Genomic DNA, 15,857 nt, shown 5'->3' with positions numbered 1-15,857 from the left:
GGCAGGATTTTTCTTGCCTGTTACTACAACCGGCTTACAGCAACGGAATCGAGTAGCTGACGATCAGACGGTTTTCGTCCTGGTCGCGCTGGTTGGCAATGTCGTTGCGCCACATGGCGTTTTTCCACATGAAGCCGAGGTTTTTCAACGCGCCTTCCTGTACCACGTAGGCCACAGTGATATCGCGTTCCCACTCGGAAGCGCCATTGCTGGTCTGCTTGTTGCCGCTGTAGGTGTCGATGTTGTCGCCACGCAGGTAAACCGCGCCCGCCGTCAGGCCGGGAACGCCAAGCTTGGCGAAGTCATACGAGTAGCGAGCCTGCCAGGTACGTTCGCCAGCACGGGCGAACTTCTGGATTTGCATGTCGGTAGTCAGGTAAGCCGACGAACCGTCGCCCTGGTTCAGCCAAGGGAAGTCACTGCTGCCGTTGCTGACCTGGTAACCGCCACCGAAGGTGTGACCTTCAACGGTGTACAGGAACAGACCGCTGTACAGGTTGTTATCAACCTTGCCTTTGCCGTTGCCCGTCGAGCTATGGGCGTAGTCACCGGAGGTGTAATACAGCGGATCATGGCCGTTTTTACCGTCATCGGAGCTGTTGAAGTAGCGCAAGTCAGTTTTCAACACGCCCGGACCGATGGACCAGTTGTGGGTCAGACCCAGAAAGTGTTGCTTGTAGAAATCTTCCAGATTGCCGTAGTAGTACTGCAGCAACAGGTCTTTGTTGACCTTGTAGTCGGCACCGCCGTAATAGAACTTGTTAACAAATTTGCCGGTGTCGTAGTTGGAGCCACCGTTGGCGCCAGCAATCGACAAGCCTTCGTTGTTGGTGGAGTTACGACCCTTGGCGTGTTCGATCTGGCCGCCGGTGAAGGTCAGGTCCTTGAACTCGCTGGAGGTGATCTGGCCACCCTGGAAGGTTTGCGGCAGCAGGCGACCGTCGTTGGTCACGATGACCGGCAGTTTTGGCTGCAAGGTACCGATGCGCAATTCAGTCTGGGAAATCTTGGCTTTAGCCGTCAGGCCCAGGCTGGAGAAATCGTCCACAGCGTGGTCGCCGTCGCTTGGGAATACCGAGCCACCGGCGTTCAGGCCAGTCGGGTTACCGTGCTTGGCAGTGCTGGAGTCCAGCTTGACGCCCAGCAGGCCAATTGCATCCACACCAAAACCAACTGTGCCCTGGGTGAAACCCGAGGTGTAGTCCAGCTGGAAGCCTTGGCCCCATTCAGCGGTGTAGTTGGAGTTCTTCGGCGCACCCGAATCACGGTTATCGTTGTTGATATAGAAGTTACGCAGTTTCAGCGTGGCCTTGCTGTCTTCAATAAAACCGGCAGCGCTTGCCTGTTGCGCCAACAAACCTACGGCCACAGCGATGGCCAAGGTGGACTTGTTCATGGTGTTGCTCCTATGCGTTTCTAATTTTTGTAGTTCTTTAACCCAAGATCTGACGTCTCGGTGCTACAGATGCGCGATTAGCGCCGGACAATGACTGACAAGTCAATCGTAACCAATCATGTCTACGACCTTTGTCTAGTCGTCTGCCATTTATGCGCAGGATAATGGCTACTCCATAAAACTAAAAAGAATTGTTTAGAATTTTTTCAGATCGAATGGATATATGTCTAAATATTACCCGCGCAAAATCGGAGGAATCCTATCGGCCTTTTGTCTAATTCCTAAACAAAAATTTATGAATTTTTTAATAACATTTAGCGCTTAACTCCTACCCGATCAGTTGCCAGGCGAAACACCGGAGCAGATAAAGCTCGCGCGCGTTTGTGCATGTTGCGGAACAACATAAGCTAATGCTTAAAAGTTATTTATTTACGCATTATTAGATCATTTAACCTCGCGCTCTGCCGATATCCGGCCACCTGCCGAGGAGCTACTTGATGAAACTGCACTCTCCATTACGCCTTTTGGCAGCTTTGTCCCTGGCGGGTGCCAGCTTCTTTGCCCAGGCCGCAGCCAACGACGTGACCGTGGCCTACCAAACCACCGTAGACCCGGCGAAAGTCGCCCAGGCCGACGGTGCTTACGAGAAAGCTACCGGAGCCAAAATCAACTGGCGCAAATTCGATAACGGCTCCGACATCATTGCCGCCATTGCCTCGGGCGATGTGCAGATCGGCTACCTGGGTTCAAGCCCGCTGACCGCAGCCATCACCCGCAAGGTGCCGGTGGAAACCTTTTTGATCGCAACCCAGATCGGCGGCGCCGAAGCCCTAGTGGCCCGTGACGGTTCCGGGATCAATGGCCCGCAGGACCTGATCGGCAAGAAAATCGCCGTGCCCTTTGTCTCTACCGGCCACTACAGCCTGCTGGCAGCGCTCAAGCACTGGAATATTGATCCTTCGAAAGTACAGATTCTGAACCTGGCGCCGCCGGCCATTGTGGCGGCCTGGAAGCGTGGCGATATCGATGCCACCTATGTGTGGGACCCGGCATTGGGCGCAGCCAAGGAAAACGGCAAGGTGCTGATCACCTCTGGCGAGCTGGCCAAATTCGGCGCACCGACCTTTGACGCCTGGATAGTGCGCAAGGACTTCGCCGCCAAGCACCCGGAAATCGTTAAAGCGTTCGCCAAAGTCACCCTGGATGCTTACGCCGACTATCACAAGGACCCAAAAGCCTGGCTGGCCAATCAAAGCAACGTCGACAAGGTGGTGAAGCTCTCGGGCGCCAAAGCGGCTGATATTGCGCTACTGCTGCAAGGCAACGTCTACCCGCTGGCCGCCGATCAGGTGGTTCTGCTGGGCGCACCTACCACCAAAGCGCTGACCGACACCGCGACCTTCCTCAAAGAGCAAGGCAAGGTCGACGCGGTTCTGTCGGACTACGCGCCGTCGGTTAACGCCAGTTTCATTACTCAATAATTTTCGCCCGCTGAGGAGTCGACCGTCATGGCCTTGTTATCACTGGAGCGTATCAGCGCACAGTACCCGGGCGCAGCTGAGCCGGTGCTGTCGGATATTTCCGTCAGCCTCGGCCCTCAGCAACTGCTGGTCGCCCTTGGCCCGTCGGGCAGCGGCAAAACCTCCTTGCTGAATCTGATCGCCGGTTTTGTTGAACCCAGCGGCGGACGCATCACCCTCGACGGGGCTCAGGTCAAAGGGCCAAGCGCCGAACGCGGAGTGGTGTTTCAGGACGATGTACTGCTGCCCTGGCAGGACGTGCTGGCCAATGTGGCCTTCGGCCTTGAACTGGCAGGAGTCCCCCGCAACAAGCGTGAAAGCCGCGCCCGTGAAATGCTGGCGCTGGTGGATTTGTCGGGCTTTGAACAGCGCCGCGTCTGGGAGCTTTCGGGCGGCCAGAAACAACGTGTCGGCCTGGCTCGGGCCCTGGCGGCCGACCCGCGCGTGTTGCTGATGGACGAACCTTTCGGCGCACTGGACGCCTTCACCCGCGAACAGATGCAAGAGTTGCTGCTGCAAGTGTGCAAGCGCACGGACAAACCCGTATTTCTGATTACCCACGACATTGAAGAAGCGGTTTTTCTGGCTACCGACCTGATTTTGCTCGCGCCCAATCCGGGCCGCATTGTTGAGCGGCTGAGCCTGGACTTCGGTCAGCGTTACAACGCCGGCGAATCGGCCCGTTCGATCAAATCCGATCCGCGCTTTATCGAAACCCGTGAACACGTGCTGGAACGTGTGTTTTCCCAACGCGGTGCCGCCCGGCACCAGGAGCACGCATGAGCAGTTATGAAGCCGTCGCCGAAGCTGCAGTTGCAGCGCCCCACGCACCGCGCCCGGTAAAACGCAGCCTGAGTACGCGCTGGATCAGTGTCCTGACCATCCTCACGCTGCTTGCCGTCTGGTGGGCCGTGACTGCCGCCGGACTCATCGAGCCGCTGTTTTTGCCGCCACCTTCGGCCGTGCTGGAAAAAGGCTGGTTGCTGGCGACCACAGGTTATATGGACTCCACCTTGTGGCAGCACCTGGGCGCCAGTCTGACCCGTATCGGCCTGGGCCTGGGCTTTGCGATTCTGACCGCGGTGCCGGTGGGCATCGCTATCGGCCACAACCGCATCGCGCGGGGGATTTTCGACCCGCTGATCGAGTTCTATCGGCCGATTCCGCCGCTGGCCTATTTGCCGCTGATTGTGATCTGGTGCGGGATTGGCGAACTGTCGAAAGTACTGCTGATTTATCTGGCGATCTTTGCCCCGATTGCAATTGCCACTGCCACCGGCGTGCGTACCGTCGACCCGGCCAAAGTCCGCGCCGCCCAGTCGCTGGGTGCCACTCGCTGGCAGTTGATTCGCCATGTGATTTTGCCCAGCGCCCTGCCGGACATTCTGACCGGTGTGCGTATCGGGCTGGGCGTGGGCTGGTCGACCCTGGTGGCAGCCGAGTTGATCGCAGCCACCAGCGGCCTGGGTTTTATGGTGCAGTCCGCTGCGCAATTCCTGGTCACCGACGTGGTGGTCCTGGGGATTCTGGTGATTGCCATCATCGCCTTTGCCATGGAAATGGGCCTGCGCGCCCTGCAACGCAAGCTGGTGCCGTGGCACGGCCAGGCTCACTAGATACTTCGAATTGCACTCGACGCTGATCAATCGGCGCGCTGATAAAGAGATAGACCATGAGCCTGACCATTACCCCGATTAGCTCTGCCCTTGGCGCCCAGATTGACGGCGTCGATCTGACCCGGCCTCTGAGCCCGCTGCAGCGTGATGCCATCGAGCAGGCGCTGCTCGAATATCAGGTGATTTTCTTTAAACAACAGTCGATCACCCCGCAACAGCAAGCACGCTTTGCGGCCAATTTTGGCGATCTGCATATTCATCCGATTTATCCCAACGTACCGGAACAACCTGAAGTGCTGGTGCTGGACACGGCCGTTACCGATGTCCGTGACAACGCGGTGTGGCACACCGACGTGACCTTCTTGCCGACCCCGGCGCTGGGCGCGGTGCTGAGTGCCAAGCAATTGCCGGCTTTTGGCGGCGATACCTTGTGGGCCAGCGGGATTGCAGCGTTCGAGGGTCTGTCCAGGCCACTGCAAGTGCTGCTGGATGGTTTGACCGCTACCCACGACTTCACCAAATCGTTCCCGCTGGAGCGTTTTGGTTCGACACCCGAAGATTTGCAGCGCTGGGAACAGACCCGCAAAAACAACCCGCCGCTGTCGCACCCGGTGATCCGCACGCACCCGGTCAGCGGGCGCAAATCGTTGTTCGTCAACGAAGGCTTCACCACCAGAATCAATGAACTTTCAGAGGCTGAAAGCGAAGCGATCCTCAAGTTGCTGTTCGCCCACAGCACCCGCCCGGAGTACACCATCCGCTGGCGCTGGCAGGAGAACGACGTAGCGTTCTGGGACAATCGCGTGACCCAGCATTACGCCGTGGATGATTACCGCCCGAATCGCCGCGTGATGCACCGCGCAACTATCCTCGGTGATGCGCCCTTCTGACCTGCAGAGGCAAGCTTGTTGCAGGAGCGAGCTTGCCTCGCGAGCTCTTCACGACCCGGGATACAGCGTTAAAAGCTCGCGAGACAAGCTCGCTCCTACAGGGGTAAGGCCGGGCTTGGGCGTTTGGGCAGGTACGGCGGCAGGTACAACCCCAGATAGGCATCGACCACCCGCGCGCCTTCTTCGGCCATGCGCGGGGTGATGCTGCCGTTTATCTGGATGGAGCGCGCATACACGCGGTCACCCAACTCCATGGCCAGGGCAAAAACGTCCACCTCTTGCGGCAGTACCGGAAGCTCGAAGTGGCGCATAAACAACCCGTGCATCAACTGGCCCAGTTCAAGGTCGTGCTGACTGTCGGCCCGGGTCACTTCGGTAAGCCCGTGCTGGGCCAGAATCAGCTGCCGGGCGGCCGCATCCTGGTGGTAAATGGTCAGCATGCGTTGCTCGATAATCCGCGAAAGATCACGCCAGCCATTGAGCTCGTCATGGGCAACCGGTTGTTTCAGGCAGGCGCGGAACGCGCCGTGGACATCACTCGTCAGGGCCTGGAGCAACGCCGGCACACTGGGGAAAAAGTGATAGACCGATGACGGCGCAATTGCCGCACGCTGCGCCACACTGTAAATCGACAGGCTGGACACCCCCTCGGCGGCGAGCAATGTGCGGGCGGCGTCGAGTATCGAATCAATTCGGACCTGACTGCGGGCGCGGGGCTTGCGAGGTGTAGCGCGGGGCGAGGCGGGGCGCGTCATGGGTGTCTCCTGCGGGGCAGCAGGCATTGTACGAGCCGGGCTGGATGTTCGCCACAGACCTTCGCCTGGATCGCCGGTGCTGGTGCGCACATAAAAAAACGCCACCGGCTGTTGGCCGATGGCGTTTTCAGGACTGCAACCGCTTACACGGTATGCAAGTACCAGTTGTACTCGAGGTCGGAGATGGAATGTTCAAACTCTTCCAGTTCGCTCTCTTTACAGGCCACAAAAATATCGATGTATTTAGGGTCGATATATTTGGCCATCACTTCGCTGTCATCCAGCTCGCGCAGGGCATCACGCAAGTTGTTCGGCAGGCTTTGCTCGTTCTGCTCGTAGGAGTTGCCTTCTACCGGTGGTGGTGGCTCGATCTCGTTGGTCAGGCCGTGGTGCACGCCCGCCAGAACCGAGGCCATCAACAGGTACGGGTTGGCATCGGCGCCAGCCACCCGGTGTTCCAGACGCACGGAGTCAGAAGAACCGGTCGGTACCCGCAGGGCCACCGTACGGTTGTCCAGGCCCCAGCACGGCGAGTTCGGCACGTAGAACTGTGCGCCGAAACGACGGTAGGAGTTGACGTTAGGGCAAAGGAACGCCATCTGCGCCGGTAGGGTCTCGAGCACACCGCCGATCGCGTGACGCAATGCGGCGTTCTGCTCGGGATCCTCGCTGGCAAAAATATTTTTGCCCTCTTTGTCCAGAATCGAAATATGTACGTGCAACCCGTTACCCGCCTGGCCCGGATAAGGCTTGGCCATGAACGTGGTGTCCATCTCATGGTCGTAGGCGATGTTTTTGATCAGACGTTTTAGCAGTACTGCGTAGTCGCAGGCCTTGATCGGGTCGGCAACGTGGTGCAGGTTCACTTCGAACTGCGCCGGGGCACTTTCTTTAACGATGGCGTCAGCCGGGATGCCTTGCTCTTTGGCACCTTCCAGAATGTCCTGGAGGCAGTCGACGTATTCGTCGAGATCGTCGATCAGGTAAACCTGGGTCGAATGCGGACGCTTGCCGGAGATCGGCGAGCGCGGCGGTTGTGGACGCCCGTTAACGTTCTCCTGGTCAATCAGGTAGAACTCGAGCTCGAAAGCGGCGCAGATGGTGAGACCCATGTCGTCAAATTTCGTAACAACTTGACGCAATACTTCGCGAGGGTCGGCGAAGAACGGCTCACCTTCGAGTTCGTGCATGGTCATCAGCAGTTGCGCAGTGGGGCGCTTTTGCCATGGTTCATTGCACAGGGTGTCAGGAATTGGATAACAGATTCTGTCTGCGTCACCGATATCCAGACCCAGACCGGTGCTTTCCACCGTTGAGCCATTGATATCCAGCGCAAACAGAGAGGCTGGCAGGTTGATGCCTTTCTCGTAAACCTTGTGGAGACTGGTGCGTTCAATGCGCTTACCGCGCACCACACCATTCATATCCGCAATTAGAAGGTCAACGTACAGAACCTCAGGATGTTCCTTAAGGAACGCGTTCGCTTCGTTAAGCTGAACGGCACGCGGGGGTACCGACATGATGCAACACCTTTGTTGTTAAAAATATCAATCATTGAGCGCTACGGGATTCAGTCAACCCGAACGGCATACCGAAGTCAAGCAGCCTATTTTTTGCCCTGAAAAAGGGCTTAAAGGCCATTTTTGACGCTTTTCAGGGCGTCTTTGCCCTTTTAAAAACCTTGCCGCCCGCAGGCTTGAGCGGGGCGTATTGTATTTTTTACGGGGGTGTTGTGTAAAAAAATGAACAAGGCTAAGCTCGATTCAAACCCATAACAGCAATAATACCGGGGTGTTACATGTCACGCCTGCCGTTAATCGGCGTCACCGCCTGCACCAAGCAGATCGGTTTGCATCCTTATCACATCACTGGCGATAAGTACGTGCGAGCAATCGCGGTGGCCGCCAAAGGCTTGCCTCTGATCCTTCCGTCCTTGGCGGAACTGATTGATCCGACCAATATTCTGGACAGTCTGGACGGACTGCTGTTTACCGGGTCACCGTCCAATATCGAACCTCATTTATATCACGGCCCCACCAGCGCGCCTGACACGCTGCATGATCCTGACCGTGATCGCACCACCCTCCCCCTGATCCGTGCCGCTCTCGCCACAGGTGTTCCTGTGCCGGGGGTCTGTGGCGGGTTTCAGGAATTGAATGTAGCCCCGGGTGGCTCACTTCACCAGAAATTGCACGAAGTCGACGGCTTCATCGGGCATCGAGAAGACCCCAGCGCACCGAGTCACGCCATGCAACATTCAACCGGGCGGCGTACTGGCAGGCCTGGCTCCGGACGGCCTGGTGGAGGCGGTTTCGATCGAAGGCGGCAAGGCTTTTGCTTTAGCCGTGCAATGGCACCCCGAATGGCAGGTAAGCTCTAACCCGATTTATCTCGCGATGCCTGCAGAAGGCGCGCCACTCAACACGACGCGGATGCGTCAGTAAACGCCTGACTTATCCAAGTCAGGACACTCAGCCCAGAGGCATTTATGAGTAACAACCTCGACCAGCTCACCGATTGGTTGAAAGACCACAAGATCACAGAAGTCGAATGCATGATCGCCGACCTTACCGGGATTACACGCGGGAAGATTTCGCCGACCAACAAGTTCATTGCCGAAAAAGGCATGCGCCTGCCCGAGAGCGTTTTGCTGCAAACCGTAACGGGCGACTATGTCGAAGACGACATCTACTACGAGCTGCTGGACCCTGCCGATATCGACATGATCTGCCGGCCGGATCAGAACGCTGTCTTTATGGTGCCCTGGGCGATCGAGCCTACGGCCCAGGTGATTCACGACACCTACGACAAACAAGGCAACCCGATTGAGCTGTCGCCGCGCAACGTGCTGAAAAAGGTCCTCAAACTCTATGCCGACCACGGCTGGCAGCCGATCGTGGCGCCAGAAATGGAGTTTTACCTGACCAAGCGCAGCGACGACCCGGACTACCCGTTGCAGCCGCCGATCGGGCGTTCAGGACGCCCGGAAACCGGCCGTCAGTCGTTCTCCATTGAAGCGGCCAACGAATTCGATCCCCTGTTCGAAGATGTATACGACTGGTGCGAGCTGCAAGAACTGGATCTGGACACCCTGATCCACGAAGACGGCACCGCGCAGATGGAAATCAATTTCCGTCACGGCGACGCACTGTCGCTGGCCGACCAGATTCTGGTGTTCAAACGCACCATGCGCGAAGCCGCGCTCAAGCACGACGTAGCCGCTACCTTCATGGCCAAACCCATGACCGGCGAACCGGGCAGCGCCATGCACTTGCACCAGAGCATCATCGACATCGAAACCGGCAAAAACATCTTCTCCAATGAAGATGGAACCATGAGCCAGCTGTTCCTGAATCACATCGGCGGCTTGCAGAAGTTCATTCCCGAGCTGCTGCCACTGTTTGCACCGAACGTGAACTCCTTCCGCCGCTTCCTGCCTGATACCTCGGCGCCGGTAAACGTGGAATGGGGCGAAGAGAACCGCACCGTAGGTCTGCGCGTACCGGATGCCGGCCCGCAAAACCGCCGGGTCGAGAACCGCCTGCCGGGGGCCGACGCCAACCCGTACCTGGCCATTGCTGCCAGCTTGCTGTGCGGCTACATCGGTATGGTGGAAGGGATCAATCCGAGCGCGCCAGTGGTGGGCCGCGGTTATGAGCGCCGCAACCTGCGCCTGCCGCTGACCCTGGAAGAAGCCCTGGCACGCATGGAAAGCAGCAAGACTGTAGAGAAATACCTGGGCACCAAATTCATTGCGGGTTACATCGCAGTCAAACGTGCCGAGCATGAAAACTTCAAGCGTGTCATCAGTTCGTGGGAGCGGGAATTCCTGCTGTTCGCCGTCTGATCCACCCCGTCTGTCACCAGAGTGCTGTGCCAGGAAGGCGCGGCACCTAACGGAATAAAGGAGAGTGCTTTATGACTAACAAGAACCCGCAAACCCTCCACTGGCAACAACTGAGCAACGACCATCACCTGGCGCCGTTCAGTGATTTCAAGCAATTGAAAGAAGTCGGTCCACGCATTGTCACCCACGCCAAGGGCGTGTACCTGTGGGACAGCGAAGGGCACAAAATTCTCGACGGCATGGCCGGCCTGTGGTGTGTTGCCATTGGCTACGGACGTGACGAACTGGCCGATGCGGCCAGTAAACAAATGCGCGAGCTGCCGTACTACAACCTGTTTTTCATGACCGCTCACCCGCCAGTACTCGAGTTGTCCAAGGTCATCGCCCAGATTGCCCCTGAAGGCATGAACCACGTGTTCTTCACCGGTTCCGGCTCTGAAGGCAACGACACCATGCTGCGCATGGTTCGCCACTACTGGGCGATCAAGGGCCAGCCCGAGAAGAAGGTCATCATCAGCCGCAAGAACGGCTACCACGGCTCAACCGTGGCCGGTGCCAGCCTGGGCGGCATGACCTACATGCATGAACAGGGCGACTTGCCGATCCCGGGCATCACGCACATCGCGCAACCGTACTGGTTCGCGGAAGGCGGCGACATGTCCCCGGAAGAGTTCGGTATCTGGGCTGCCAACCAGCTGGAAGAAAAGATCCTCGAAATTGGCGTCGACAAGGTCGGGGCCTTTATTGCCGAGCCGATTCAGGGCGCAGGCGGCGTGATCATTCCGCCAGACACCTACTGGCCGCGCATCAAGGAAATCCTGGCCAAGTACGACATCCTGTTCGTGGCTGACGAAGTCATTTGCGGCTTTGGTCGCACCGGTGAGTGGTTCGGTAGCGATTTCTACGACCTCAAACCCGACATGATGACCATCGCCAAGGGCCTGACCTCGGGTTACATCCCCATGGGTGGCCTGATTGTGCGCGACGAAGTGGTCGCCGTGCTTAACGAAGGTGGCGATTTCAACCACGGTTTCACCTACTCCGGTCACCCGGTAGCCGCCGCAGTTGCGCTGGAAAACATCCGCATCCTGCGCGAAGAAAAAATTATCGAGAAGGTTCACGCCGAAACGGCACCGTATTTGCAAAAGCGTCTGCGTGAACTGAACGATCACCCGTTGGTGGGCGAAGTGCGCGGTGTGGGTCTGCTGGGAGCCATTGAACTGGTTCAGGACAAAGCCACCCGCAAACGTTATGAAGGCCGTGGCGCTGGCATGATTTGCCGGCAGTTCTGCTTTGAGAACGGGCTGATCATGCGCGCCGTGGGCGACACCATGATCATCTCGCCGCCGCTGGTGATCAGCAAAGACGAGATCGACGAGCTGGTAACCAAGGCCCGTAAGTGCCTGGATCTGACTCTGGAAGTACTGCAAGGTTGACCGCCAGGCTCCGGGTGAAAGACATCGGCGGTTTTATTGCCGGCAATTGCGCTCGGAGCCTTAAGAATCAAGGCTCTTCCCTTGAAAGCCTGCCCCGGATCTTGCCAGACTACCCGCCGGCTTTAGTCATCCTGAGATCAGGCCGCTGAATCGGTGGTTTAAAAGAACAATTGGAGCATTACAGATGAAGGCATCAGGTTTTAAAAAAGCTGGCAAGACCCTTCTCGCCCTGTCCTTGATGGGGGTGATGGCTGGGGCAGTTCAAGCCGCGGACAAGGTTCTGCACATCTACAACTGGTCCGACTATATCGCGCCCGATACCGTCAAAAAGTTTGAAGATCAGACCGGTATCAAAGTGGTTTACGACGTGTTCGACAGCAACGAGACCCTCGAGGCCAAACTGCTGGCGGGCAAGTCCGGCTACGACATCGTCGTGCCATCCAACAATTTCCTGGCCAAGCAGATCAAGGCCGGGGTTTACCAGGAACTGGACCGCTCCAAGCTGCCAGACTGGAAAAACCTCGATCCTGCGTTGCTCAAGGCCGTTGGCGATGCCAGCGACAAAGACAACAAACACGCGTTCCCGTACATGTGGGGCACTATCGGTATCGGCTACAACCCCGAGAAGGTCAAAGCAGCACTGGGCGTCGATACCATCGATTCCTGGGACGTGCTGTTCAAGCCGGAAAACGCTGCCAAGCTGAAAAGCTGTGGCATCAGCTTCCTCGACTCGCCGACCGAAATGATCCCGGCCGCCCTGCACTACCTGGGCTACCCGACCGACTCCCAGAACAAGAAGCAACTGGCTGAAGCCGAAGCACTGTTCCTGAAGATTCGTCCTTCGGTGGGCTACTTCCACTCGTCCAAGTACATCTCTGACCTGGCCAACGGCAATATCTGCGTTGCCGTGGGTTACTCGGGCGACCTGGAACAGTCCATCTCCCGTGCCAAGGAAGCCGGCGGCAAGGTCAAACTGAAATATGCGATTCCGAAAGAAGGCGCCGGCAGCTTCTACGACATGGTCGCCATTCCCAAGGATGCCGAGAACGTTGATGCCGCTTACGCCTGGATGAACTTCCTGATGCAGCCAGAAATCATGGCTGAAATCACCAACAGCGTGCGTTTCCCGAACGGTAACAAGGCTGCAACGCCGCTGGTGAATAAAGATATCTCCGGTGACCCGAGCATTTATCCATCGGATGAAGTGAAAGCCAAACTGTATGCCATCAGCGATTTGCCGCCTGCAACCTTGCGCCTGCTGACTCGCAGCTGGACCAAGATCAAATCCGGTAAATAAGGTCCCTTTGCAGGAGCGCACTTGCTCGCAAGCTGTTCAGATCCCCGGGATCGCCAGCAAGCTCGCTCCTGCAGGAGGGCAAAATCACGGAAAATCATGGCTTTAGGGCAATAAATCGCAGAAAACTTTGCCGTGTCGGTTTATCGAGGGTAAGTTGCGCGCCGGTTTTGTCTTTGCCAGCTCTGCTGCCGTGTGACGCGGGCCACCGAGGCCCGACTATTTAGAGGACCACCACGTGTCTACATCCTTGTTTCGCAAGACCCTGCTGGTCGGAGCTGGTTTGACGCTTGCCGTCAGCGTTCAAGCGGCACCCACCGTGCACATTTACAACTGGTCGGACTACATAGCCCCGAACACACTGGCCGATTTCGAAAAGACTACCGGCATCAAACCGGTGTATGACGTCTTCGACTCCAACGAAACCCTGGAAGGCAAACTGCTGGCAGGCCGCACCGGTTACGACGTGGTCGTTCCGTCGAACCACTTCCTGGGCAAGCAGATCAAAGCGGGCGCATTCCAGAAGCTGGACATGTCGCAACTGCCTGACTACTCCAACCTGGACCCGGTCCTGCTCAAGCGTCTGCAGGCCAATGACCCGGGTAACCAGTACGCGGTGCCGTACCTGTGGGGCACCAACGGTATTGGCTACAACGTCGATAAGGTCAAGGAAGTACTGGGCGTAGATTCCATCGACTCCTGGGACCTGGTGTTCAAACCCGAGAACATGAAGAAGCTGCAATCGTGCGGCGTGGCTTTCCTGGACTCGGCCGATGAAATGCTGCCCACCGTGCTCAACTATCTGGGCCTGGATCCAAACAGCACCAACCCCAAAGACTACAAAAAAGCTGAAGCTACCCTGATGTCGGTGCGTCCTTACGTCACCTACTTCCATTCTTCCAAATACATTTCCGACCTGGCCAACGGCAACATCTGTGTTGCGATCGGCTTCTCCGGTGATGTATTCCAGGCCAAGGCACGTGCCGAAGAGGCCAAAAAAGGCGTCAACATCGCCTATATCGTTCCCAAGGAAGGCGGCGCCCTGTGGTTTGACATGCTGGCGATCCCCAAGGACTCCGGCAACGTCAAGGAAGCCCACGCATTCATCAATTACCTGCTCAAGCCTGAAGTGATTGCCCAGGTCAGCGATTATGTTGGCTATGCCAACCCTAATCTTGCCGCAGACAAAGTGATGGACGAGTCCATCCGTACCGACGAAGCGGTTTACCCGACCCAGGCGGTGCTGGACAAAACTTACGTTTCAACCGAACTACCCCCGAAAACGCAACGTCTGATGACGCGCACGTGGACCAAGGTCAAGACGGGTAAATAACTCGCAAGACCACCTATCCAAGGCCCGACCCTATTGATCGGGCTGCTAAATTTGTTGGGAGTTTCGTAAATGGCTGTTGCCTCCGGCGCCTATAAGAAAGCCCTCGAGGGCGACCACACCCCTAAACAGGTGTTGGTCAAAATCGACCGGGTCACGAAGAAATTCGACGAGACGATTGCCGTGGACGATGTGTCCCTGGAAATCAACAAAGGCGAGATCTTCGCCATGCTCGGCGGATCGGGATCGGGCAAATCCACCTTGCTGCGCATGCTCGCCGGTTTCGAGCGCCCAACAGAAGGCCGTATTTTCCTGGATGGCGTAGACATCACTGACATGCCGCCCTATGAGCGGCCGATCAACATGATGTTCCAGTCCTACGCCCTGTTCCCGCACATGACCGTGGCCCAGAACATCGCCTTTGGCCTCAAGCAGGACAAGATGTCCTCTTCGGAGATCGATGCCCGGGTAGGCGAAATGCTCAAACTGGTGCACATGACCCAGTACGCCAAGCGCAAGCCCCATCAACTGTCCGGCGGTCAGCGTCAGCGTGTGGCCCTGGCCCGTTCGCTGGCCAAGCGTCCGAAGCTGCTGCTGCTCGATGAGCCGATGGGCGCACTGGACAAAAAACTGCGTTCGCAAATGCAGCTCGAGCTGGTGGAAATCATCGAGCGCGTCGGCGTGACCTGCGTCATGGTGACCCACGACCAGGAAGAGGCCATGACCATGGCCCAGCGCATTGCGATCATGCACCAGGGCTGGATCGCCCAGATCGGCAGCCCGATCGACATCTATGAAACGCCGGTCAGCCGTCTGGTCTGCGAATTCATCGGCAACGTCAACCTGTTCGACGGTGAAGTGGTGGATGACGCCGAAGGCTATGCGCGCATCAACTGCCCGGAGCTGGAGAACGACATCTACGTGGGTCACGGTGTGAGCACCTCGGTAGAGGACAAACACACGACCTACGCGATCCGTCCGGAAAAAATGCTGGTCACCACCGAAAAGCCGACCTGTGAATACAACTGGTCGCGGGGCAAGGTGCATGACATTGCCTACCTGGGCGGCCACTCGGTGTTCTACGTTGAACTGCCCGGCGGCAAGATCGTCCAGTCGTTTGTCGCCAACGCCGAGCGCCGCGGCGCCCGTCCGACCTGGGACGACGAAGTTTACGTCTGGTGGGAAGACGACAGCGGCGTGGTACTGCGCTCATGAACCTTCGAAAATTCAAGCGCCGCCTGCAACGAATAACCCCCGGTGGCCGGCATATGGTCATCGGGATTCCATTCCTGTGGCTGTTCCTGTTTTTCATGCTGCCGTTCTTCATCGTCCTGAAGATCAGCTTCGCCGAAGCCGACGTGGCGATTCCGCCGTACACCGAGATCTACAGCTACGTTGACCAAAAGATTCAGCTGCTGCTGAACCTGGGCAACTACGCGATGCTGGGTGACGACGAGCTGTATATCGCCGCTTACCTGGGCTCGCTGAAGATGGCTTTCTTCAGCACCGCGTTGTGCCTGCTGATCGGCTATCCGATGGCCTATGCCATTGCCAATGCGCGCAAAGAGATGCAGACCGTGCTGGTGCTGCTGATCATGATGCCGACCTGGACTGCGATCCTGATCCGCGTTTACGCGTGGATGGGTATTCTCAGCAACAACGGCCTGCTCAATGGTTTCCTGATGTCGATGGGCTGGATCAGCGAACCGCTGCAGATCCTCAACACCAACATCGCGGTGTATATCGGCATCGTCTATTCGTACCTGCCGTTCA

General features: G+C 57.4%; 12 protein-coding genes and 2 pseudogenes. 11 read left to right on the top strand and 3 right to left on the bottom strand.

Annotation, left to right across the window (positions count from 1 at the left end):
- Positions 1–34: 34 nt before the first annotated feature.
- A complete protein-coding gene (locus tag EQV90_RS04205) occupies positions 35–1,396 on the bottom strand; it encodes an OprD family porin (RefSeq protein WP_003444596.1) in 1,362 nt (453 codons plus the stop codon).
- 497 nt (positions 1,397–1,893) lie between these two features.
- Here EQV90_RS04205 and tauA point away from each other — a divergent pair, with 497 nt between their 5' ends.
- From tauA to tauD, 4 genes are read left to right on the top strand one after another with little or no spacing between them, the layout of a single operon-like run.
- Positions 1,894–2,877 (top strand): taurine ABC transporter substrate-binding protein, encoded by a 984-nt coding sequence (gene tauA / locus EQV90_RS04200; RefSeq protein WP_003444597.1) that lies wholly within the window; start codon positions 1,894–1,896, stop codon positions 2,875–2,877.
- A 27-nt stretch (positions 2,878–2,904) separates the two neighbouring features.
- The gene (tauB, locus tag EQV90_RS04195) at positions 2,905–3,699 is read left to right on the top strand and encodes a taurine ABC transporter ATP-binding subunit (protein WP_003444599.1); all 795 of its coding nucleotides are present in this window, start codon (positions 2,905–2,907) and stop codon (positions 3,697–3,699) included.
- A complete protein-coding gene (gene tauC / locus EQV90_RS04190; RefSeq protein ID WP_003444601.1) occupies positions 3,696–4,532 on the top strand; it encodes a taurine ABC transporter permease TauC in 837 nt (278 codons plus the stop codon). The genes tauB and tauC overlap by 4 nt, the downstream gene beginning before the upstream one ends.
- A 56-nt stretch (positions 4,533–4,588) precedes the next feature.
- Complete coding sequence (gene tauD, locus EQV90_RS04185) at positions 4,589–5,422, top strand: taurine dioxygenase (protein ID WP_003444603.1); 834 nt, start codon at positions 4,589–4,591, stop codon at positions 5,420–5,422.
- A gap of 95 nt (positions 5,423–5,517) precedes the next feature.
- Here the strand turns inward: tauD and EQV90_RS04180 are convergent, their stop codons facing one another.
- Together EQV90_RS04180 and EQV90_RS04175 are read right to left on the bottom strand one after the other, a co-directional pair.
- Positions 5,518–6,177: a TetR/AcrR family transcriptional regulator gene (locus EQV90_RS04180; protein ID WP_003444604.1), complete on the bottom strand. Its 660-nt coding sequence runs from the start codon at positions 6,175–6,177 to the stop codon at positions 5,518–5,520.
- A 143-nt stretch (positions 6,178–6,320) separates the two neighbouring features.
- Positions 6,321–7,697, bottom strand: coding sequence for a glutamine synthetase family protein (locus EQV90_RS04175; protein ID WP_240877777.1), 1,377 nt, complete (start codon positions 7,695–7,697; stop codon positions 6,321–6,323).
- A gap of 278 nt (positions 7,698–7,975) precedes the next feature.
- Here EQV90_RS04175 and EQV90_RS04170 point away from each other — a divergent pair.
- From EQV90_RS04170 to EQV90_RS04140, 7 genes and pseudogenes are all read left to right on the top strand, one after another.
- Positions 7,976–8,629, top strand: a pseudogene (locus EQV90_RS04170) (gamma-glutamyl-gamma-aminobutyrate hydrolase family protein).
- Between the two features lie 36 nt (positions 8,630–8,665).
- Positions 8,666–10,024 (top strand): glutamine synthetase family protein, encoded by a 1,359-nt coding sequence (locus EQV90_RS04165; RefSeq protein ID WP_003444610.1) that lies wholly within the window; start codon positions 8,666–8,668, stop codon positions 10,022–10,024.
- Between the two features lie 71 nt (positions 10,025–10,095).
- On the top strand, positions 10,096–11,460 hold the full coding sequence (locus EQV90_RS04160; RefSeq protein ID WP_003444612.1) for an aspartate aminotransferase family protein: 1,365 nt from the start codon (positions 10,096–10,098) through the stop codon (positions 11,458–11,460).
- A gap of 184 nt (positions 11,461–11,644) precedes the next feature.
- Positions 11,645–12,757 carry a polyamine ABC transporter substrate-binding protein gene (locus EQV90_RS04155; RefSeq protein WP_240877776.1) on the top strand — a complete coding sequence of 371 codons (1,113 nt, stop codon included), beginning with the start codon at positions 11,645–11,647 and terminating at the stop codon, positions 12,755–12,757.
- Between the two features lie 235 nt (positions 12,758–12,992).
- Positions 12,993–14,087, top strand: a complete 1,095-nt coding sequence (locus EQV90_RS04150; protein WP_003444617.1) for a polyamine ABC transporter substrate-binding protein — start codon at positions 12,993–12,995, stop codon at positions 14,085–14,087.
- 69 nt (positions 14,088–14,156) lie between these two features.
- On the top strand, positions 14,157–15,299 hold the full coding sequence (gene potA / locus EQV90_RS04145) for a polyamine ABC transporter ATP-binding protein (RefSeq protein WP_010657423.1): 1,143 nt from the start codon (positions 14,157–14,159) through the stop codon (positions 15,297–15,299).
- A pseudogene (locus tag EQV90_RS04140) lies at positions 15,296–15,857 on the top strand (putrescine ABC transporter permease PotH); the annotation flags it as partial. The gene potA and the pseudogene EQV90_RS04140, both read left to right, overlap by 4 nt.

It is taken from the genome of Pseudomonas sp. TMW22089, assembly GCF_022496645.1.
Classification (GTDB): domain Bacteria; phylum Pseudomonadota; class Gammaproteobacteria; order Pseudomonadales; family Pseudomonadaceae; genus Aquipseudomonas; species Aquipseudomonas paraversuta.
This window is presented reverse-complemented; position numbering and strand designations above follow the sequence as displayed.

Bases quoted from the DNA above. Each gene is read 5' to 3' on its own strand.
- EQV90_RS04205 (WP_003444596.1), bottom strand. From the start codon at position 1,396: ATGAACAAGTCCACCTTGGCCATCGCTGTGGCCGTAGGTTTGTTGGCG.
- tauA (WP_003444597.1), top strand. From the start codon at position 1,894: ATGAAACTGCACTCTCCATTACGCCTTTTGGCAGCTTTGTCCCTGGCG.
- tauB (WP_003444599.1), top strand. From the start codon at position 2,905: ATGGCCTTGTTATCACTGGAGCGTATCAGCGCACAGTACCCGGGCGCA.
- tauC (WP_003444601.1), top strand. From the start codon at position 3,696: ATGAGCAGTTATGAAGCCGTCGCCGAAGCTGCAGTTGCAGCGCCCCAC.
- tauD (WP_003444603.1), top strand. From the start codon at position 4,589: ATGAGCCTGACCATTACCCCGATTAGCTCTGCCCTTGGCGCCCAGATT.
- EQV90_RS04180 (WP_003444604.1), bottom strand. From the start codon at position 6,177: ATGACGCGCCCCGCCTCGCCCCGCGCTACACCTCGCAAGCCCCGCGCC.
- EQV90_RS04175 (WP_240877777.1), bottom strand. From the start codon at position 7,697: ATGTCGGTACCCCCGCGTGCCGTTCAGCTTAACGAAGCGAACGCGTTC.
- EQV90_RS04165 (WP_003444610.1), top strand. From the start codon at position 8,666: ATGAGTAACAACCTCGACCAGCTCACCGATTGGTTGAAAGACCACAAG.
- EQV90_RS04160 (WP_003444612.1), top strand. From the start codon at position 10,096: ATGACTAACAAGAACCCGCAAACCCTCCACTGGCAACAACTGAGCAAC.
- EQV90_RS04155 (WP_240877776.1), top strand. From the start codon at position 11,645: ATGAAGGCATCAGGTTTTAAAAAAGCTGGCAAGACCCTTCTCGCCCTG.
- potA (WP_010657423.1), top strand. From the start codon at position 14,157: ATGGCTGTTGCCTCCGGCGCCTATAAGAAAGCCCTCGAGGGCGACCAC.